This window comes from Clostridium estertheticum (genome assembly GCF_018861295.1).
GTDB classification, from domain to species: domain Bacteria; phylum Bacillota; class Clostridia; order Clostridiales; family Clostridiaceae; genus Clostridium_AD; species Clostridium_AD estertheticum_D.
On record NZ_JAHLDM010000017.1, the window covers coordinates 91,636 to 113,689 of the forward strand.

A 22,054-nucleotide genomic window follows, 5' to 3' on the forward strand; every position below is an offset into this window, starting at 1 on the left:
TAAAAGTTTTTATGTTAATATTTATAAAATGTACCTAAGTACCAATTTAAAATTTTATCTCCCCAAATTATCATAAACAAAGTAGCCATTATAATAGCTGGACCAAATGCCATTTCAGATCTACCATTTTTCTTCTTAACCTTCAATAAATAAACACCAATTACTCCTCCAATTATAAAAGAAAAAAATATCATAACAAACGTTAGCTTAAATCCTAAAAACAGTCCACAAAGCCCACAAATTTCTACATCTCCCCAACCCATGCCCTCAGTTCCTAAAATAAGTTTTGACATTAAAATAATAAAAGTTATGATACCTGCGCCCAGTAACCCTCCATATATATAGTCAATTACTGGCTCTCCCAAATATAAATTCACTCCTAGCAAAATAATACCTACAGCTATTGCAAGCCATGTAGTCGTGGCATAAACCTCCATAGTATCGTAATCTATCATAGCTATAACAATTAAAAATGGTATAAGTATTAAATATTTTGCAAGGTAAATACTATATCCATATTGAAAATAAGTTAAAATAAAAAGTACAGCTGTCGTAATTTCTACCAGTGCATATCTTATAGATATCTTCTCTCCACATTTTCTACATTTTCCTTTTAAAAAGATCCAACTAATTACTGGTATTAGATCATAAGGCTTTATTTTATTTCCACATGACGTGCAGTGAGAAGGTGGATATGATATACTTTCTCCTCTTGGTATCCTATATATACATACATTCAAGAAACTTCCTATTAATAGTCCTAATATAAAAATATATATTTCTATGATACTTTCCATTGATGGAACCCCCTTAAATTTGGACTTTATATTTAAATACAAGTTTCTAACTCTATTGTATTTATTCCCATTATTACTTTACCATATATATGCAAATAAAAGCATTAAAAAAATTAAATGTCCAAAGTTATAATAACTTTGGACATTTAGATTATTCAGTTGCAGTCGTAGTTTTCGACAAGAGTTTTCGACAAGTGACAGTCACCCTTTAATTGCACTCTCAACAAATTTTTTATAATATAGCCTTCTGTTTTCACTCTTAAAGTATGATAGAATTCTAAGCGTTTCTATTGTTTTTTCAGGAACAATACTTATGTACATTCTATAGCTACTCCATTTATATTCTTCTGGCTTCTTTACCATATTTGCTCTCACTGGATTTAGATGAATATACCTACTTGCTTCTAATACATATTTATCATCAGAGATTATTTCCGATCCATATCTTTCTTGAAAAAGATGTCCAACATAATTATATTTATTATTAAAATATTTAGCATATAAATTATTTAACCTTCCCATAAAACATTTTATGTGCATTTCTTTTGTTTGTACTTGCAAATGCACATGATTAGACATTAAGACATAACTTACTATTTCAAACTGATCACTGGTTTTTTCCAATACGTACTCTAAAGTACTTAAATATACCTTATAATCCTCCTCATCCATAAATAAATTATTTCTTCTATTGCCTCTAGTTGTAATATGCATCATGACATTTGGGTACCATTTTCTATTTTTTCTAGTCATCTATTATCCACCTCCTTATTCACTGTAGCAATACCACACCTTTCGCACCTTTCGACAAGTGACAGTCACCATTGCGAGGAACTTTATCCAAAGTCAAAATAACTTTGGACATTTTTATAAGTTTATTTATCCCCGTATCCAGTCGCAGGTGTAGGATACAACTGAGCATCTCCAACTGAAACCTCAACATTATCATCAGTTGCAATTTTTACGGAAAACGTACCCTTAGCAACTGCCTTAACAACCGGTGATACTTGCATATATGCTGTTATTTCACTGCCTACTGCAGTAGAAGTAGCATAAGTTGCTTTAGTTATACCATCTTTAGCAATAAGAGCATATGTGGCATCAGCAATAACCTTTGCACTAGCGATATCTGCCTTTACCTTAGCGTCCTTTAGTACCCCACTAAACTTAGGCACTGCAATCACCGCTAAAATTCCAATAATTGAGATTACAATTATAAGCTCAACCAGGGTAAATCCCCTTTTTTTAATATTTTTCCTACTACTTTTAGAATTACTATTTAAAATGCTTAACATATAAATACTCCTCCTTAGATCGTTTTATCTAATTATTGCCAAGAAGGAGTACTTCCTATTCAATTTAATTAGCAAAAAAATTGTAATCTTATGTAATAAAAAAATAGTCTTTTCCCTAAAGGATTAGACTATCTATTTTGATAATATTACAGCACCACAGGTGATTATTTAACTGCAGGTATTACAGGAAATGTCACAAAAGATAAACTTATAAAAGGATCATATTCGGCCCTAACTCCAAAAGCTTTGGCCATCCTACTAAGCCTTTTCAAATTCTCTGCTACCATATAGGGAGCCTCAAAAGTCATTATTCCTCCTATTGGCAAAATTAACTGAGCAATAACTTTTCCTTCCGAAACCATTACTATACCCCCACCAATAGAAATAAGAGTATTAACTGCAACCTCCATATCCTTTTCATTGTCTCCAACTACTATTACATTGTGAGAGTCATGAGCTATAGTTTGTGCTATAGAACAATTTTTCAAACCTAAACCTTCTATAAATGAAGTAAATTGTTTACCTGTATTATTATGCCGTTCAAATACTGCTATTTTTAATACATCTTTATCAATTATCCTCTTTATATAACCAGACTCATTTTCTATTTTTCTCTGCACCAATTTAGTTTGCACTGAATGTGGTATTAATTTTATCACATTTACTGTAGGCGTTTTGCTTTCAACTTTAAAAACTTCACTCTTAATGAACTCCATATGCATTGAAGATTTTATATTTAACTTTGAACGTTTTTTATCTGGTAATTCTTTATATTCTTTACCGTTTTTTATAACTTTTAATATATTCAAACCCTTTAGTTCCTCAAATATCACAAGGTCTGCTTTATACCCTGGAGCTATAGCCCCTCTGTCATATAAGTTATAACACTTAGCTGCATTATAAGATGCCATTATAAACGCCTTTATAGGATTAAACCCCTGCTTTATAGAAAGCCTAATACAATTATCTATAGAACCTCTTTCTAGTAAATCATCTATATGCCTATCATCACTGCAGTATAAAAATCTTCCGTAATTACGATTGTTAACTGCTGGAAGTACAGCCTTTAGATTTTTTGCAGCCGACCCTTCTCTTAACATAACGTACATTCCCCTACTAACTTTTAGTAATGCATCTTTTGCATTATTGCACTCATGATCTGTTTTTATGCCACAGCCGATACATGCATTTAACTCATTAGATGATATATTAGGACAATGACCATCAATATGTTTATTCTTTGCCATATCCATTTTTTTTAGTAATTTATCATCCTTATTTACAACTGCTGGAACATCCATTATTTCACCCAGGCCAATCACGCATTTATTATCAATTAACTCTTCTAAATCTTCGGCGTTAAATACGCACCCACTATCCTCAAATTTTGTGACCGGAACACAAGATGGTAACATAAAAAATATATCTATTGGCGCTTCTTTACTGCTTTCAATCATTGTTTTAACACCATTTATCCCTTCCACATTAGCTATTTCATGAGGATCTGCTATTATTGTAGTTATACCTTTTTTAATTACTACCTCTCCAAACTGTTTTGGCATAATCATAGAGGACTCTATATGGACATGTGCATCAATGAAACCTGGAGCCACATATAAGTCTGAACAATCAATTTCAAGACTCCCTGAATACTGACCAATCCCTATAATAATACCCGCAACAATCGCAATGTCCCCCCTATCTACCTCTTCAGTAAATACATTAATAAACCTTGCATTTTTCAGTACCAAATCTGCCTTTATTCTTCCCATCGCAACATCAATATTTTTCTTAACTTGCTCCATATGCTTCCTCCCTCTATATCTTACTAATCCCTTTATATAAATTATTACGAAAGTGGTTACAGTATTCCTTATTACCACTCTAGACATATTTTTATTGTTTAGAATTCGATTAAATGAACGTAGGGTAAATTTATACTTGTTATTTAATTGCGAAAATAAAAAACACAGCTATTGCTGTGCTTCATCACAGTTAGACTGTGTTTCATCTTCCTGGGTTTTTAACCCTACTCTATTATACCAATCTACATATATATAGAATAAGCTTACAACATCCTGTTGATTATATAATAGTATTTTTTCTTTTTTCTCAGGAGGCATTCTATTGATATAATCATTATCCTTAACTATCTTACTAAAAGTTTTTGCTAAATTAGAACCACTTATTACTTCACTTTCACGATCAATCTCAAATATTTTTTCTAGAGCTTTAAGACCAATGCAAGTTCCCTCTGCCTTTTCAAAACATTTTTGTAAATCTATTTCCCCAAAATAACCCTCTAATAAAAAGTCTATTTTATAAGCTTTTAATAGATAGTTTATAACTGTAAAATCATTGTTTCCTGAAAACGTAACAATGTATTTTTTATTGTACTTAGTCTTCATTTCTTCAAAATAATTTTTAGCTAAAGATAATATTTCTATAGCATCTTTTTTATTTTCTGCCATGTACTGCGTAACCTTTATCTCATTTGTTATCTCATCATAAAAGCAGCACCCAAATACTCCAATACATATAGGCTTTTTATAAATGTAATGCTCTAAATCAAAAAACAATGCATCTTTAAAGAGTTGTTTATTTCCGTCCATGGTAAGAGAACCTTCTACTGAAATATCTCCTACCTTAATACTATTAAGTTTTGTAATCACAATATCACTCTTTTCTACTAAGTTTTATAAGAAGCAAAACCGTAAATTTGCACATGTCTAATTTAAAACTCTGCTCTACTTACATGTTATCACATTTTAACTATTTTATAAAAGCATTTTATACATTTAATAAATTTTATTATTGTTCTTTATTGACACTAATATATAACCATGTTAATATATTAGTGAGAATAGTTTTCATTAAGGAGTGATTGTTATAAGCATTTATGATTTAAAGCCAGGAGATAAAGCACTAATTCAATCGGTTTGCGGGGACGACAAGTTTGCTAAAAGATTACTCGCATTAGGCTTCATTGAAGGTACCGAAGTTAAATTAATTGCTACTGCACCTTTAGGAGATCCTATAATTATTAATTTACGTGGTTTTAATATAGCCATTAGAAAGAATGACGCTAAAAATATATCTATACTAAAATCGTAAATATTATATCCAAGATACCCAGAGGAGGATTTGAATGATTACTGCCGCTTTATTAGGTAATCCTAATGTTGGTAAAACGACTCTATTTAATGCACTTACAGGTTCTAACCAATATGTAGGGAATTGGGCTGGAGTAACAGTAGAAAAAAAAGAAGGCTTCATAGAAGATAAGATTAAAATCGTCGACTTACCTGGTATTTATGCCATGGATACTTATTCAAATGAAGAAAAAGTTTCCAAGGAATTTTTACAAAGTGGTAACGTAGATGTAATTATAAATATTGTTGATGCATCGAGCCTTGATAGAAATTTATATCTTACAACTCAACTAAAGAAGTTTAACAAACCAATAATTTTAGTATTAAACATGATTGATGTAGCAATTGCTAATGGTTTGGATATTAATTATAACCTACTAGAGAAAAAACTAGGGGTAAAGATAATACCAATAGTTGCTTCAAAAGGAAAAGGAATTCCAGATGTTAAAAATTGTCTTCTTAAAGGGAATTATGTTAGTAACACCACAAACAATCTAGACTTCAAAGATGAAAAAGAAACTTATTCGTACATCGAAGTTTTACTAAAATCCTGCACTAATAAAAAGAAAAATAATAAAGTTTCTATTACACAAAAAATAGATAAAATCGTGCTTAATAGAATTCTTGCTTATCCTTTATTTTTCCTAAGTTTATTTATAATTTTTATGTTTACCTTTAACTGGGTTGGACAACCTTTGGCCGATTTACTCGATAGCTTGCTTAATGATATTATTGTACCATTTTTAACTAATATATTATCGAATAATAGTGCTTGGTTCTCTTCTCTACTAATTGATGGTGTTATAGGTGGAGTAGGTTCAGTAATAGTATTTTTGCCAGTTATATTAGCATTATTCTTAGGTATTTCATTTTTAGAAGACAGTGGTTACATGGCGAGAGCTGCCTTTATAATGGATAAATTAATGAGGAGAATGGGTTTATCAGGTAAAGCTTTTATTCCATTAATTGTTGGTTTCGGTTGTTCTGTGCCTGCTATAATGTCTGCTAGAACTCTAGAAAGTGAAAAAGATAGAAAATTAACAGCACTTTTAGTACCTCTTATGTCTTGTAATGCTAGACTTCCAGTTTATGCATTGTTTGCATCAGTGTTTTTTCCAGGTAGTAAAACCCTCATGGTATTTTCATTATACTTAATGGGAATTGGTATAGCCTTTGGAATTGGTATTTTATTTAAGAACACACTATTCAGGAAAGACGAAGAACCTTTTATTATAGAATTACCTGAATATCAATTACCAGAACTAAAAAGCTTATTAATACATACTTGGGCAAAAGGTAAAGGTTTCTTAAAGAAAGCTGGTACTATAATCTTTTCTATTTCCGTATTAGTATGGTTTTTATCAAACTTTAACACTACAGGTATGGTTGATATAAACTCTAGTTTTTTAGCTAGTATAGGTAAATTTATAAATCCAATATTTATTCCTCTTGGATTTGCCTCATGGCAAAATTCAGTAGCACTTTTAACCGGTCTTATGGCTAAAGAAGTAGTTGTAGGTACCATGGGTGTTATATATGGTGGTAATTTAACACATTCTTTAGCTAATCATTTTACGTCACTATCTGCTTATAGTTTCTTAGTTTTTGTATTATTATACACTCCTTGTGTATCAGTAATTGCAACTATGAAGAAAGAATACGGAAACAAAATGGCAATTTTTTCCGTATGTTACCAATTAACATTGGCTTGGGTAGTTTCTTTCATAATATTTAATGTTGGAAGCATAATAATGAGGTAATATAAAATATAAAGAGGTGATGTAGCCGTGGAATTCATTATTGTTGGTGTGATCGTTATCGCAGCTGGATATATCTTATATACTAATATAAAGAAACAATCACATGGTGATTGTGGCTGTGGAAATGGCTGTAAAGGCTGTAACCATAGTTGTGAAGTAAAACCATCTAATAAAAAATGATAACAAAATCGAATGAAAAAGTGGTATAGTACATAAATGTACTATACCACTTTTTTTTATAACCTACTGCTCACTGTTTTTAGTGACTGCTTTGTGTTTATATTATTCTTCATAAGAGACATTTGTTTTTTAGCTAGTTTTTCTTTTCTCTTAAGATCCAAATCAATGTCAATAGTGTTAATTACTTTGAAAATTTCAGGCAAATTTACAACATCTTCATAATTATGAAGCATAAGAATATTTTTCAGCTTTTCATCATGTTTTAATAGGTATTCATTATACAATTCAACCCACTTTGCTCCGTTAATTTCATCTTTTCTCTTGATACCAATAAACTGCTCCACACTTTTTAAACTACAGCTCTTAATCCCCATTCTTTTGTGAAATGGTCTTATAAACTTATACAAATCCATGTGATCCCTTGGTAATCTATAGCCGAAATTGTATCTATACATCTTCCTAATTATGAAAGGTTCATCAAATGCTGTACCATTATAGGAACACCACCTTTTAAACTTACCCATAGCTTTCGTAAATTCTTTTAAAATATTCACTTCTTCGCAAGGCGCCTCCGCGAAATATTGAACAATTTTAAATTCACCTTCGCTTAAGTAATACCCTAAAGATATTAGTACTATTTTGTCATATTCTAGATCAAAACCCGTAGCTTCAATATCCAAATATGCAATAGTATCCATCTTGTATTTGCTGAAAATTTCCTCTGGTAAAACAACCTTAATTTGATATTCTTTTATGAACATAGTTCCCCCTAATCTATAAAAAAAGAAAAGCATACATTATAACAAATGTGTTTTTATTTGTTTAGCAAATATATTTTTATTTGCTACGTAATCCTAAACAAGTTTTACATTTTTCTATAATCTAATAATACAGTAAAAACAGCGTTATTGCAAATGCCACAATAAGGCAACTACTACAATAACGCAAAATTCAATAACTGTTGTGTAATCCTACATTCTATCTACTACTTCTATACCTATAAGGCCTAATGCATTCTTAATTACTTGGCAAGTAGCTTCTACCATTTTAATTTTTGCTTTTTTATCAGATTCATCTTTCAAATTAGATATATTGTACTGATTGTAAAATTTATTAAAAGCTTTGGCTACATCAATTACGTATCTTGTAACCATAGATGGTTCTAATTTATCAATAGCAAAAAGGATTGATTTTTGGAAACCTTCTAACTGCTTCACAAGTTCAAATTCTTCTTTAGAATTTAATTTATTGTAATCTAGCTCTATATCAGTTTCATTATTTTTGCTAGTCTCTTCAACTTTTCTTAATATACTTTTTGCTCTTGCATAAGTATATTGAACATAAGGACCTGTTTCTCCATCAAAGCTAAGCATTTCTTCCCAATTGAAAACAATATCTCTTTCTCTATGATTTTTTAAATAAGTAAATACAATAGCACCTATTCCTACTTTTTTAGCAACATCCTCTTTATTTTCAAGTTCAGGATTTTTCTCGTTTATTACTTCAAGGGTTTTAGCCACCGCTTGATTTAATAACTCATCTAGGAAAATAACATCACCTTTTCTTGTAGATAATTTTTTATCTGCAAATCTTACTGTACCAAAAGGTACATGCACACAATCATCTGCCCACTTATTTCCCATAAGCTTTAAGGTAGTAAATACTTGTTTGAAATGAAGAGCTTGATCTTTTCCAACTACATAAATATTTTTATAAAAGTCGTAAGTCTTCTTTCTATACGTCGCTGCTGCTAAATCACGAGTTGCATAAATTGTAGCTCCATCTGATTTTTTAATTATACATGGTGGAATATTGTAATCATCAAGCATTACAACTTTAGCTCCATTACTCTCAACTAGTAGTCCCTTTGCATCTATATCCTTAATAATGTCATCCATCTTATCACAATAGAAACTTTCACCAGCATAAGAATCAAATTTAACATTTAATATTTCATAAAGTTTTTTAAACTCTACAAGACTTAAATCGCGAAATTTAGTCCAAAGTTCAACTTCCTCGTCGCAACCATCCTCTAATTTTTTGAAGTATATTTTTGCCTGATCATTAAGAGTTGGATCAATATCCGCTTCCTCATGGAATTTAACATAAATTCTTAGTAATTCATTAATAGGTTCTTTTGCTAAAGCGCTCTCATCTACCCAGTTCTTATAAGCATAAATAAGCTTACCAAATTGAGTTCCCCAATCTCCAAGATGATTAATTCCAGTACAATTATATCCTTCAAACGATAGTATTTTATACAATGAGTTCCCAATAACTGTAGTGAATAAATGTCCTACATGAAATGGCTTTGCAATATTCGGCGATGAATATTCTACTACTATATTCTTACCTTCACCTATTTTAGATGAACCATAATTATCTCCCTCATCTAATATTTTTTCTACTGTATTTTTAATAAATACTCCTTTATCTAGGAAAAAATTTAAATAAGGACCAAAACACTCTATTTTCTCAAAACCGTCTTTTTCTATTTTTTCTTTTAAATCCTTAGCTATCATATTCGGTGCTTTTCTCATAACTTTCGACAATTGAAAACATGGGAAAGCGAACTCACCCATTTCAGGTTTTGGTGGTATTTCAATTAAACTTTCTATTGTTTCTATGTCGAGCTCCACCAATTGTTTAATTCTCTGCGCAACTATTTTTTTATAATCCATAAAAATTTCCCTCCTGTTTTGCTCTAGGGTAGATAACAATTATTAACCGTTATCCCATCCTATTATGCATTTCGCCTTATAATAATTATTATCACTAATTTGGAAACTCATGTATATTGTAATATAACAAAAAACCCATCTCTAAATAAAGAGACGGGTTATATTTCCGCGGTACCACTCTGATTGACTATAAAGTCCACTCAATATTTTAACGCCAATTAGCGACTTACCCTATAAGAGTCAAAAATTGTTACTTTTAACTAGTTCAGGCAGCTTCTCCAAGGTTCTTTTCCTAAAATTAATGTATCATTAATTTTGTTAAATATCTATCTATTTAACTTCTTATACCTTATAAGGCTTACACTATGTCCTTACTCGCTTTAAGATTAATAAGAAAGTACTGTCCTCTTCACAGAATTTAGTAATTATAAATTCACTCGATACTAAACTTTATTATATTCCTAAGAGTACATATTTGTCAATTTTTTTTAAATTTTTTATAGGCAATTAATAGTTACTAATTCTCTCTAAATATTTTATCCATTGATAGACTCAGAAAATTTTTGTAGATCAGTAATAGGTTCCCTGCATGTATAATTTTCACAAATATAAGCAGTAGTTTTCCCCAGCAAAGATTTATGCGAATCCAACTCTGAATTAATAGAATTTAGCCTTTTATCGCCAGTGTTTAATACTACTGTAGCAAAAGGAAGATAAGTGCTATTAATCTCTCTAATCATAGCTTTAGTTCCGACTGCACTCTCATCTCCAGCAATTATAATATCCTTTCCTGGTACCGCACTATATAATAATGCTGTCATAAAATAAGCATGAGCACTTTCTATAGTTTTAACCTTTGATGCAAAGACTTTAAATTGTAAAGCGGCCTCATCTTCTAATTTACTATTAGCAGTTAATCTAGCAAGTCTTAACATGTTTAAGGTAGCTACAGAATTTCCAGATGGCATTGCACCATCATATATATCTTTAGGTCTTGAGATTAGTTCTTCTCCATCAACACCATATAGATACAATCCACCCTGATTTTCATCTTTAAACAGTTTAATCATATTTTCATTAAGTTCTATGGCCTTGGTTAAATATACTGCATTAAAAGTAACCTCATATAATTCAATTAAAGCATGAACCGTAAAAGCATAGTCGTCTAAATAACCTAAATGGGCAACATCACCATCTCTATATCTAGCCATTAACCTTCCTTTATCATTAATCATCTTACTTAATATGAAATTCATAGCCTTTTCTGCTGCATTTATATAACTTGTATTTTTAAAAACTCTTCCACCATAGGCAAGAGCTGCAATCATAAGTCCATTCCATGAAGTTAATATTTTATCATCCTTATAAGGATGAATTCTCTCCTCTCTATATTCAAACAGTTTCTCCCTCATTTCTTCTAATTTTATATTTACTTTTTCATCGATATTAACACTATTTTGTTTTCCAATAAGGTTTGGAATATTTCGCCCCTCAAAATTACCTTTCGTAGTAATATCATATTGCTTGCAATAGATTTTATAACTCTCTTCACCTAAAACTAAAGCTATCTCCTCATGCGTTAACAAATAATATTTACCCTCGATGCCTTCACTATCTGCATCTTCAGCGCTGTAAAAAGCCCCCTCCGTTGAAGTCATATCCCTTAATATATAAGTAAATATTTTATCTGCTACATCTTTATAGAATTTTTTACCTGTAGCCTCAAACGCTTCAATATACACCTGCGCTAAAAGTGCATTATCATATAACATTTTTTCAAAGTGAGGCACTAACCATTTCTGATCTGTTGAATACCTTGAAAATCCAAAACCAATATGATCAAAAATTCCACCTGCGTACATTGCTTCCAAAGTTGTTTCTACTATTTCTAATGCCTTAGTCTCATTGTAATTTTTCCAATATCTCAGTAAAAATTGTAAATTGTGAGGAGCTGGAAATTTTGGAGATCTTCCAAATCCACCATACTTATCATCAAAAATACTTGCAAAGCTACTATACGCATTATGTATTTCAGCTTCACCCAGTTCTCCAGTTTTAACGAATTCATCAATGCTTTTTATATGCTCCACTATTTTTTTACTAGATTCTATAATATTCTCTTTATTTTCATTCCACTGCTCTGCAATAGAAATTAATACATCTTTTATCCCTGGCATTCCACGCATGCTTTCCCTTGGAAAATAGGTACCTGCATAAAATGGTTTTTTATCTGAGGTCATAAAAATTGTTAGGGGCCATCCACCACTACCGGTGAGGGACTGACATACCGACATATAAATACTGTCTACATCTGGACGTTCTTCACGATCAACCTTTATCGCTATAAAATATCTATTTAGTATTGCTGCTACTTCTTCATTTTCAAAAGATTCTTTTTCCATAACATGACACCAATGACAAGTGGAATAGCCGATTGAAAGGAAGATTGGTTTATCTTCAGCTTTCGCTAGAGCAAAGGCTTCTTCACCCCAGGGGTTCCATTTCACTGGGTTATATGCATGTTGTAGAAGGTATGGAGATTTTTCATTAATTAATTCATTAGGTTTTCTGTTTTGCTTAATAGTTTCAGATTCAGTCATAACTACAACAACTCCTATCAAATATGTATTAACAATATTATACCCAAGGTAACTAATTTAAGTCCCTAAATATAAACAGTAAGTATATAAAATTTATGAAAAAATATTACATATAAATTTTCTTATTAACTAACTTTTGTAACTTAAAAAATTAATATTTCCATACCAAACTGTTTTTTGATCAATTATAATAAGATTTTGATGTATATTGGATTTCAAAATTATATTTATTCCAATTGTATTCTTTTTTCTTCCTCTTTTTTTAGTATCATATATAGATAAAACTTCATTTATAATTAAAAACTGTTTTAACTTTTCCTTCCATTGTTCTAACAACTGCTGTGTATGTACAATTATAAGTGTGTTTACTTTCCTTTCAGCTATTAATTTCGATCCAATAACAGTTTTTCCAAAAGCAGTAGTAGCGGACAATACTCCCTCATCCTTTTGAATTGATGTATCATCCTTTATCTCAACTATAGCTTTATATTTATTATCCATACATTTTATTTGTAATTCTAATCGTTTTCTAGAATCCGCATTTTCTATTTTCAATATGTGATTTTCCTCAAATAGCTTCAAGTATTTATTATAAAGCTCATTATAATCCATATTCTTATTCCTCCTAGAGAAACTATTATTATATATCTATCAAAATTATTTTATTTGAATTATATAGTAATTCTAAAATACTTTTATTTTTATTTCCATAAGATATTATAATTTCGTTATTTACATATTAAAGTGTCACTGCTGGATACATTACCTTAATTAGCGGTTAAATTTTTTTCTGTTTTATTTTCAATCTCTATGCCTTTATAACGTTGAGCAATGACTAAAAGATTAATTTTCTAAGTTTATAACTATTAGCGAACTCACCTTTAATTATAATTATATCTCCGTCAAAGTCTGCAATTTGTAAAAGGCTATTAGAATCTCCAATAGCCTTTTATTTATAGTAAGTATATTTTTATAAATCAAAAGTATAATTTTAAATTGGACTATATCCAGTTCTCCCTAATTCAATTCTTGCAGATTTTACATTTTCAAATTTAAGTGCTTTTATAGTATTTATAAGTATAAAAAATCTCTACTAAAAGGTAACTATAATTTTAAATAAATCTCCATCCACATTTACATTTAATTGTCCACCTTGGAGTTCTACAAAACTTTTAGCTATAGCTAGTCCCAAGCCTGAGCCTTCTGTATTTCTTTCTTTGTCACCTCTTATGAATCTTTCCACTATGTCATTCACATCAAAATCTATTTCACTTGCAGTCATATTTTTTAATGTTATTTCAACCTTATCTTCTATAGAAACAATATCAATATATACTCTAGAACCTTGCATAGCATATTTTGTTATATTAATTATAAGGTTTTCGAACACTCTAAACATGCGCTGGCTATCCAACTGTAATATTACCTTGCCCTCTGGATACCTTGTTTTTACTATTAGCGAAGCCTCTGATATTTTATCATCTAGTTCCAATAATGTTTGTTTCATTAAGTCCACAACATCCACATCAACCACATTTAAACTTATATTTCCACTGGTAGCCTTACTTACTTCAAATAAATCCTCAATTAACACCTGTAATCTTTGCGATTTTCTATCTATTGTATCTAAATAGCCCTTACGTTTCTCCACTGTAAGATTTTCATTCTTTAATAAATCCACATAAGTAATAATAGTTGTTAAAGGAGTTTTTAAATCATGAGATACATTAGTAATAAGCTCCGTCTTCATTCTTTGACTCTTTACTTCCTCCTTAACTGCCTTTTTAAATCCCTTTTGTATACTTTCAATTTCTTTTTTAAAATCATTAAACACTCCTAAATTTTCTTCAATAGTTACCTCCAAGTTACCCTCTGCTATTTTATTTGTAGCTTCAAAAAGCTTACTATATTTATTGCTAATATCATTATAATTTTTTCTTATTACTTGAAATAATACTACAGTATATATTATGGCTACTATTATCCCCAAAAACCAAATACAACTCATTATTGATAATATTAAAAAATTCACTCCTAAAATTATAACGAGTTTCTTAGTATTCTTTTCTTTTAAGTCTATATTTCTTATATAACCATATAACCTTTTGTTAACTCTAAAAATACCTCTTAAAATTTTATATATCAACGAATTCTCCATTACATATTGCTTAATTCCAATTTTAAAAATATATTTTATAATAGTAACACCAATAAATATTACTGCAAACCCTAGTACCCAATAAATAATATTTATTGCACTTATTAAAGTAGTGTTAATTTGCGTGTTAACATATATATGTGAAAATTTAATTAAGTCTCCTTTTATTGTACTTTTTATCATTTGAAAACATGAATCATTACACATAAATATAAGTGTAATAAAAATTATTAAACTTATTATCTCCATAGGAATTTTTGCAATTTTTTTGAAACCAATTAACTCCTTTGATATCTTATATGGTGTTATGAGCGAAAGCATTAATATAAGAAGCAAGGCTATTCCTATAAATAATAGTGCTACTTCTCTGTAGGAATTAATTTCATTCATATTTTTATAATTAACTATTGAATCACTATATTTTAATTCTCTTGGAACAGCATAAACGTAACTCATGTTTTTGATGGCTTTCATTTCTAAATTACCGAAGTGCCTAGGACTACTATTTCTAAATGCTGAAGTTACTACAGTCCTATCAGCTCCATAGATTTTTTTAATAGTACTTTCTCCATTAGTGTCATAGTCAATAACAATATAAAAGCTATATTTTTTATTAAAATCTTCAATAACAGAACCATCCATTTTGTCATTCAATAGGACTTTTATTCCACCTTGATTTCTCTCTTCAATTAATTTGGTATCTTTCTTTATAGCATAATATTCTAAGTTCCCAAAATATTTATCCAGATTTTTCTTATCATCAATCATCTTTTGATTAAATCCACTTTTATTCTCTTCCATATTTTCTTGTGCATAATCATAATTTTTGTCTAGATTTAAAATAATATCCCATGGTTCTATCTTACTATTTCCTTTATTTTTTAAAATATCAAAATATATGCTATAATTGCTATTGCTTATATCATTTAAAAATCCACTTTTTTCGAAAATATTATACTCATATTTTTTTGCTTCTTTTTCTATTTTAGGATATGAAGAATACATACCTACAGAAACTATTATTAATACTAGCAAAATAATAGCATTTATAATATATTTTGCATTACTGCTTTTCGATTTTATATCCAACTCCCCACACCACCTTTAAATATTTTGGGTTTTTCGAATTTATCTCTATTTTTGACCTGATATTTCTTACATGAACCATTATTGTATCTGTGTTTATAGCATGTTCATTCCAAACTCTTTCATATATTTCTTCTGCTGAAAAAACCCTTCCTGGGCTTTTCATAAGTAAGTTAAGAATCTTAAACTCACTAGGGGTGGTTTTTATAAAATTTCCATCTACAGTTACTTCCCTTGTCTCTATATTCAGTTCTAATCCCCCTATCACAAAAACATGATCCACTACACTATTATTTTTCACCATATTTAAGAATCTGCTATATCTTCTTAACTGCGAATTTACCCTTGCTAAAAGTTCAAGAGGCCTAAATGGTTTTGTTACATAGTCATCTGCTCCAATATTTAATCCCATTATCTTATCTACCTCTTCAGATTTTGCTGATAACATTATTACTGGAAATTCATGGTTTTCTCTAAGTTTCATTGTAAATGCTATTCCATTCATCTTAGGCATCATCACATCCACAATTGCTAGATGTACTTTCTCATTTTCTAATATTTCTAAACCCTCTATGCCATTTAAGGCTATAAAAACCTTGTACCCTTGATTTGTTAAGTAATCTTGTATCCCAATTGCTATATCTCTCTCATCTTCCACAACTAAAATATTATATATATCCATTTCGCATACCTCTTTCTACCATAATGATCTAATTATACAATATCAAATATAAAATGTATTAATTAGATTCTATATATCTACTTTTTCACTTTATAATCATATTTTCATCATCCCCTTCGACTCATGACTTTATAATACTCTTAACCTCTAAAGATAATGTTATGTTAATTCTAAAGATTTTCTAAACATTCACATTGGTCAGACCCCTAAGTAATTCTAGTTTTTTCACTTCTTCTTCAAAGTTTTTTTATCATTCAAAACTTTAATTAGGAGAATCAGAGTATTAAAAAAGACCTGAATTACCTTCTGGCATTTCAAGACTTCTTAAAAATCAGTAATTTTACTATTATAAATAATGTTTATTGTACCAATACTCTTTGTATGCTTTTTTATATTTGAATTATTAAAACATGGAATTAATGCGTAATATCTTTTATGAACATGACACCAATGACAAGTAGAATAGCCGATTGAAAGGAAGATTGGTTTATCTTCAGCTTTCACTAGAGCAAAGGCTTCTTCACCCCATGGGTTCCAGTTTACTGGGTTATATGCATGTTGCAGGAGGTATGGAGACTTTTCATTGATTAATTTATTAGATTTCCTGTTTTGCTTAATAGTTTGAGGTTCAGTCATAGCTACAACAACTCCTATCAAATATATATTAACAATATTATACCCAATGTAATTACTTTAAGTCCCTAAATATAAACAGTAAATATATAAAATTCATAAAAAAATATTACATATAGATTTTCTAATTAACTAACTTTTGTACTCTAAAATAATTTTTGTTGCACCACAGTTCCCAATTTTTGATTAGCTGTTTTATCCTCAATAGTATCCATTAACTCATTTGCAATATTTAAGCTTGTAAGTCTCATGATATTTTCATCTTCACTTTTGTAACTTAAAAAATTAATATTTCCATACCAAACTGTTTTTTGATCAATTATAATAAATTTTTGATGTATATTGGATTTCAAAATTATATTTATTCCAGTTGTTCTTAAATAATCATATGTATCCTTTAAATCAGCTTCTTCATTTTCTCTAACATCAGTTTCCGCTGAAGTAAATATATTAACAGTAATTCCATTTTTCGGAACATTAGCCAAAAGTTCTATGATATTAAAATATTTCGTTTTAATTAAAAGAAATTGACTCACTATAACAACCTCATTTTTTGCTAACAAAATATCGTTACTAAATACGGTTAAAAAATTATCATTATTATATATTGAATTTATTTTCTCCAAAGGTGTACTATCGATCTTAGCAGAATAACCTATTTGAGCATAACCACTTAATCTCTTTTGATACATTCTTTCTAATACACTAACATGAACATCTATATAATCATAAATTTGAACCTCATTTTTGTTTTCATATAATCTATTAAGCCTACCAGCGTATTGTTGCAGCGTTCCCTTCCACAATACAGGCATAGCTAAAAAAAGAGTATCTAATCTCGGTTCATCAAATCCCTCCCCTATAAATTTACCTGTAGCAACTATTACCATACTACATTCTTTCAGTACGCTTAAGAGCTTCTCAATTTGAGATTTCTTTTCCTTTTTTGACATTCCTCCAGTTAATGTAATAACATTATCTATTTTTTCTTTTAAAGCATTCGATAATAATTTAACATGTGCTGTTCTTTCAGTTAATACTATTGGATTTCTTCCCTCTTTAACACAATTAATAACGTCTTGGATAATCATCGCATTTCTTATTTCACTTGTGCTTATTTCTAAATAAATTTTTGTTATTGACCATTCTTTTTCATCTTGTAAAACTGGTTTCCTAAAAGACGTAAATCTTGGGATTACATAGTGCTCAAAAGGAAGTTTCTCCGTTTGCTTTAGCACGTTCACTTTATATCTAATTGGACCACATTGCATAAATATTATAGGTTGATGCCCATCCTTCCTTATTGGAGTCGCTGTTAATCCATAAACATATTTAGCTACTACATTTTTTAATATCTGTTCGAAGCTAAAAGCTGAAACATGATGGCATATAATTCTACTTTTTCTTGAGGCAAACTACTATTACTTACTTCACTAAGCTTATCCTTTTGAATTGATATATCATTCTTTATCTCAACTATAGCTTTATATTCATTATCCATACAAATTTCAACCTTAACTTTTAAAATTTGTATCTCATCTAAAATTATATCCTATTTATAGCATTATGTATTATTAGGATAATTATATTAATATATAAAATTTTCATTGTATAAATTTACATATTTCTAGGATGAAATTATAAAAGCTTAAAAAACTTAAAACAGCTAATCGCAGTGAATATTTCACCTTAATTAGCTGTTAAAATTTTTCCTATTTCATTTTCAATATCTATGTCTTTATTTGGACAATCAATTACTTCCTTAATTTTAATTTCTCTTTGTTGCATTCTTATAAAAATTTTAATATTTTATTCTCATCTACAATATATTTTAAACTATTAGTTACGTATATTTTGCATTGGTAACTCATGCATATATTTTTTGAGATCATCAAGAACTATTTCAACAGAATTAAGCATAGTATCACATGATATACCAGCTAAATGTGATGTAAGTGTAACATTATCTAATTTAATTAATGGGCTATCAGATGGCAATGGTTCTTCATCGAAGACATCGATAGCAGCACCACCTATAGATTTCCTTTGTAAAGCGTGAATAAGAGCATTTGTATCAACTATACCAGCACGTGAAGTATTTATAAAGTATGCAGTAGTTTTCATTTGAGAAAATTCTTTTTCACCAATGAATTTATTAGTCTCTTCTGTAAGACGCATGTGTACTGTTACAAAATCAGATTGTGCTAATAGTTCTTCAAATGTTACAGGTTTATATCCAGCTTTGGCGATATCCCGAGGACTCATAAATGGATCATATACAATAATCTTAGAACCAAAACCACTTAATCTTTGAACAACCTGGCGTCCAATATAACCAAATCCAATGATACCTACAGTGCATGTACGCATATCATGGATATATTCTTGGTTTACATATTTTTTGCACCATTTCCCTTCACAAATTAACTTGTAGCTATGCGCGATATTCTTATTTGCAGCAATCATCATACCAACAGTGAAATCAGCAACAGCATAAGCACTACGCCATTGTGCATTTATTAGTTTAATTTCACGTTTTGTTAATGCTTCTATATCAGCATTTTCATAACTGTCACGTAATACAGCGACAACCTTTAAATTCTTAGAGGCATTAATAATTTCTTTATTTATATAAGAACCATGTACTACTATAATATCTTTATCCATACAAGCATTTAGTAAAGGTTTGCACGTGGGTACAGCGTCTACCCCACCTTTCTCAAGTTGAAGCATACGGTCAGTTATATCACCCATAGCATACATATCTTTGTCTTCTATCATAGTAACTTCAGCACCATATTTATCAAGTATAAACATTTTTTTCATTAAATCAGAAGTAACACCGCCATCAGATACAAGTAAAATTTTTGTATTTTTCATAATAATTCATTCTCCTCTCTTTATAATTTTTTTTGCAATTAATAGGCAAAAGTTACTTTTTCAGCAATATAGAATAGGAACTTTTGTTTTCAAAATAACATCTTACATTTTTGTAATCTTCTTTATTATATTTAGGTCTGATTAACTATAAAGTTTTGAATTGAAAGAAAAGCTTTAATATCTATCTTTTCGTTAGAATTAATTAAAAGTTTGGCTTCTTTCTTGGATAATAATATAACTTCAATATCCTCATCTGATTCTAAATAATCTTTTGATATTTCCCCCTGACAAGTACAATATACTAATGCTGCAGATTCATCTGTCATACCTGTTGAAATATACATCTGTGATTTTGTCTTAGAATAATCAATTTCAATCAAATCAAGTCCAGTTTCTTCTTTCAGTTCCCGTCCGGCAGTAGTTTTAAAATCTTCACCGGGATCAATAAGCCCAGCAGGAATTTCATAAACATAATCATTAAGAGGGATCCTAAATTGCTTTATAACTACTAATTTATCTTCAGCTGTGTGAGTTGCTATTATTATAACGGCATCTATATCGCACTCTGCTTTATTAAAATAGATATTTTTTAATGTATCTATATTTTTTCTAGAAGCTATGGACCAATTTTTGCATTCGCCATTTTTGTTAATATATTCTGCATCGTAGAGTTTTAAATATTTTGTATCTGCTAGTATTTTAATATTTTTTATACTCATTATGTCATATCCTATCATATTTTATTTTATGAACAAGTATCTATATCTATAAGACTCAGAAGTAACTTCTTAGATTATATTGAGGCCTCCTTCCATACTTCATAGCAAGTAAATTTTTAATCAAAAATGAAGTAATGAATGCATTGCCTATCGACGCTGTATTCAGCTATTTATATTAAACACTTCTCTTAATGCTTTGGCAACACCATCTTCATCATTTGAAGTTGTTACTAAATCTGCTACATCTTTTACCGCCTGCTCTGCATTTCCCATTGCAATAGCATACCCTGCATATTCAAGCATACTTATATCATTATGATTATCACCTATGGCAATGATTTCTTCCCTCTTTATTTTCAATATTGTTGCTAAATCTTTTAATGCATTGCCCTTAGTTACTCCTTCAGCCATAATATCCAGCAATTTTGAGGTTGATTTATATGCCTCTATTCCAGAAATTTCATTTAATTCTTCCTCAATCTGTCCAAGAAGTTCAGGATTATCATTTTCAATTAAAATCTTAAATACTTTCTCATTTAAGTCAGTATATATATTATCAACGATTTTTATAGATACCTTTTCTTCTTCACAAAGGCTCTCATTATACTTTAAATAATATCTTGCTCTGCCTTTTATACTTTCACTATAAACTGTATATTCACAAAATACATCAAATATAAGTTCGTTTTTTTTGCAGAGATCTACAATTTTCAAGAAATCATCTCTTTTTATAATGTGTGAATTATAGAATTCACCTTTAATAGCATTTCTAAGTAAAGCGCCATTACAACAAATTACCGGGGTGTTATTTTCTATTTCTCTCAAATACGCTTTAATCATTGTATCCAATCTTCCAGTAGCTATAGAGAATAAAATCCCTCTTTTTTTTAATTCTTGTACAATTTTTAGATTTTCATTGGAAATTTCGTGTTTACTATTTAAAAAAGTACCATCCATATCAGCAACTACTAATTTATAATTCATATTACCACCCCTCATATATTTGTATATTAATATTTTCTGAACTTATTTTATGGTGATTTTATTTAATATATATAAGTATTGAAAGGTGATAAACTTTAAATAAATTCATCACCTTCCACATTTAATTATCTCTTTTTAAAAAAAAGAATAAGTTATTTAATCCCTAGTTACGTACATTTTGCATTTGTAAACCTTGCAAATATTGTTTGATATCATCAAAACCTATTTCAACGGAATTACGCATAGTATCACATGAAGTACCTGCTAAGTGTGATGTAAGTGTAATATTATCTAATTTTAAGAATGGGCTATCAGATGGTAATGGTTCTTCATCAAATACATCGATAGCTGCACCGCCAATAGATTTTGTTTGTAAAGCATTAATAAGAGCATCTGTATCAACTATACCAGCACGTGCAGTATTTATTAAATACGCAGTAGATTTCA

The 22,054-nt window shown here is 29.6% G+C and carries 20 protein-coding genes and 1 pseudogene; 3 read left to right on the top strand and 18 right to left on the bottom strand.

Annotation, left to right across the window (positions count from 1 at the left end):
- Positions 1 to 14: 14 nt before the first annotated feature.
- The 5 genes from KPL54_RS16460 to KPL54_RS16480 form a co-directional block, all read right to left on the bottom strand.
- The gene (locus KPL54_RS16460) at positions 15 to 797 is read right to left on the bottom strand and encodes a prepilin peptidase (RefSeq protein ID WP_216107591.1); all 783 of its coding nucleotides are present in this window, start codon (positions 795 to 797) and stop codon (positions 15 to 17) included.
- A gap of 201 nt (positions 798 to 998) precedes the next feature.
- Entirely contained in the window at positions 999 to 1,550 is a 552-nt protein-coding gene (locus KPL54_RS16465; RefSeq protein ID WP_216107592.1) for a transposase, read from the bottom strand.
- A 122-nt stretch (positions 1,551 to 1,672) separates the two neighbouring features.
- Positions 1,673 to 2,092, bottom strand: a complete 420-nt coding sequence (locus KPL54_RS26560) for a type II secretion system protein (protein ID WP_216107593.1) — start codon at positions 2,090 to 2,092, stop codon at positions 1,673 to 1,675.
- Positions 2,093 to 2,256: 164 nt separating this feature from the next.
- Entirely contained in the window at positions 2,257 to 3,897 is a 1,641-nt protein-coding gene (gene ade / locus KPL54_RS16475) for an adenine deaminase (protein WP_216107594.1), read from the bottom strand.
- 168 nt (positions 3,898 to 4,065) lie between these two features.
- Complete coding sequence (locus KPL54_RS16480; protein ID WP_216107595.1) at positions 4,066 to 4,764, bottom strand: ribonuclease H-like domain-containing protein; 699 nt, start codon at positions 4,762 to 4,764, stop codon at positions 4,066 to 4,068.
- Between the two features lie 217 nt (positions 4,765 to 4,981).
- Between KPL54_RS16480 and KPL54_RS16485 the strand changes: the two genes are divergently transcribed.
- The 3 genes from KPL54_RS16485 to KPL54_RS26125 are packed head-to-tail and all read left to right on the top strand — an operon-like array spanning position 4,982 to position 7,184.
- Positions 4,982 to 5,206 carry a FeoA family protein gene (locus KPL54_RS16485; protein WP_071615015.1) on the top strand — a complete coding sequence of 75 codons (225 nt, stop codon included), beginning with the start codon at positions 4,982 to 4,984 and terminating at the stop codon, positions 5,204 to 5,206.
- A gap of 34 nt (positions 5,207 to 5,240) precedes the next feature.
- Positions 5,241 to 7,004: a ferrous iron transport protein B gene (gene feoB, locus KPL54_RS16490; RefSeq protein WP_216107596.1), complete on the top strand. Its 1,764-nt coding sequence runs from the start codon at positions 5,241 to 5,243 to the stop codon at positions 7,002 to 7,004.
- Positions 7,005 to 7,031: 27 nt separating this feature from the next.
- Entirely contained in the window at positions 7,032 to 7,184 is a 153-nt protein-coding gene (locus KPL54_RS26125) for a FeoB-associated Cys-rich membrane protein (protein ID WP_216107597.1), read from the top strand.
- Between the two features lie 56 nt (positions 7,185 to 7,240).
- Here KPL54_RS26125 and KPL54_RS16500 read toward each other — a convergent pair whose 3' ends face one another.
- The 13 genes and pseudogenes from KPL54_RS16500 to KPL54_RS16560 form a co-directional block, all read right to left on the bottom strand.
- Positions 7,241 to 7,945: a ribonuclease H-like domain-containing protein gene (locus tag KPL54_RS16500; protein WP_216107598.1), complete on the bottom strand. Its 705-nt coding sequence runs from the start codon at positions 7,943 to 7,945 to the stop codon at positions 7,241 to 7,243.
- Between the two features lie 210 nt (positions 7,946 to 8,155).
- The gene (argS, locus tag KPL54_RS16505) at positions 8,156 to 9,865 is read right to left on the bottom strand and encodes an arginine--tRNA ligase (RefSeq protein WP_216107599.1); all 1,710 of its coding nucleotides are present in this window, start codon (positions 9,863 to 9,865) and stop codon (positions 8,156 to 8,158) included.
- Positions 9,866 to 10,401: 536 nt separating this feature from the next.
- On the bottom strand, positions 10,402 to 12,465 hold the full coding sequence (locus KPL54_RS16510) for a thioredoxin domain-containing protein (RefSeq protein WP_253203505.1): 2,064 nt from the start codon (positions 12,463 to 12,465) through the stop codon (positions 10,402 to 10,404).
- A gap of 129 nt (positions 12,466 to 12,594) precedes the next feature.
- Entirely contained in the window at positions 12,595 to 13,077 is a 483-nt protein-coding gene (locus tag KPL54_RS26565; protein ID WP_216107600.1) for a DEAD/DEAH box helicase family protein, read from the bottom strand.
- A gap of 481 nt (positions 13,078 to 13,558) precedes the next feature.
- Entirely contained in the window at positions 13,559 to 15,712 is a 2,154-nt protein-coding gene (locus KPL54_RS16520) for a sensor histidine kinase (protein ID WP_216107601.1), read from the bottom strand.
- Complete coding sequence (locus KPL54_RS16525; RefSeq protein WP_216107602.1) at positions 15,687 to 16,391, bottom strand: response regulator transcription factor; 705 nt, start codon at positions 16,389 to 16,391, stop codon at positions 15,687 to 15,689. The genes KPL54_RS16520 and KPL54_RS16525 overlap by 26 nt, the downstream gene beginning before the upstream one ends.
- 429 nt (positions 16,392 to 16,820) lie before the next feature.
- Positions 16,821 to 17,027: pseudogene (locus KPL54_RS16530) on the bottom strand (DUF255 domain-containing protein); the annotation flags it as partial.
- A gap of 143 nt (positions 17,028 to 17,170) precedes the next feature.
- A complete protein-coding gene (locus KPL54_RS26745) occupies positions 17,171 to 18,268 on the bottom strand; it encodes a phospholipase D-like domain-containing protein (protein ID WP_309245397.1) in 1,098 nt (365 codons plus the stop codon).
- Positions 18,269 to 18,372: 104 nt separating this feature from the next.
- Positions 18,373 to 18,525 carry a hypothetical protein gene (locus KPL54_RS16540; RefSeq protein WP_216107603.1) on the bottom strand — a complete coding sequence of 51 codons (153 nt, stop codon included), beginning with the start codon at positions 18,523 to 18,525 and terminating at the stop codon, positions 18,373 to 18,375.
- A gap of 338 nt (positions 18,526 to 18,863) precedes the next feature.
- Positions 18,864 to 19,904, bottom strand: coding sequence for a 2-hydroxyacid dehydrogenase (locus tag KPL54_RS16545; RefSeq protein ID WP_216107604.1), 1,041 nt, complete (start codon positions 19,902 to 19,904; stop codon positions 18,864 to 18,866).
- A 131-nt stretch (positions 19,905 to 20,035) separates the two neighbouring features.
- Entirely contained in the window at positions 20,036 to 20,623 is a 588-nt protein-coding gene (locus KPL54_RS16550) for an NUDIX hydrolase (protein WP_216107605.1), read from the bottom strand.
- Positions 20,624 to 20,785: 162 nt separating this feature from the next.
- Positions 20,786 to 21,607, bottom strand: a complete 822-nt coding sequence (locus KPL54_RS16555; RefSeq protein ID WP_216107606.1) for a Cof-type HAD-IIB family hydrolase — start codon at positions 21,605 to 21,607, stop codon at positions 20,786 to 20,788.
- A gap of 163 nt (positions 21,608 to 21,770) precedes the next feature.
- Positions 21,771 to 22,054 (bottom strand): NAD(P)-dependent oxidoreductase (locus KPL54_RS16560; RefSeq protein ID WP_290444451.1); only part of this gene is annotated, 284 nt, incomplete at its 5' end.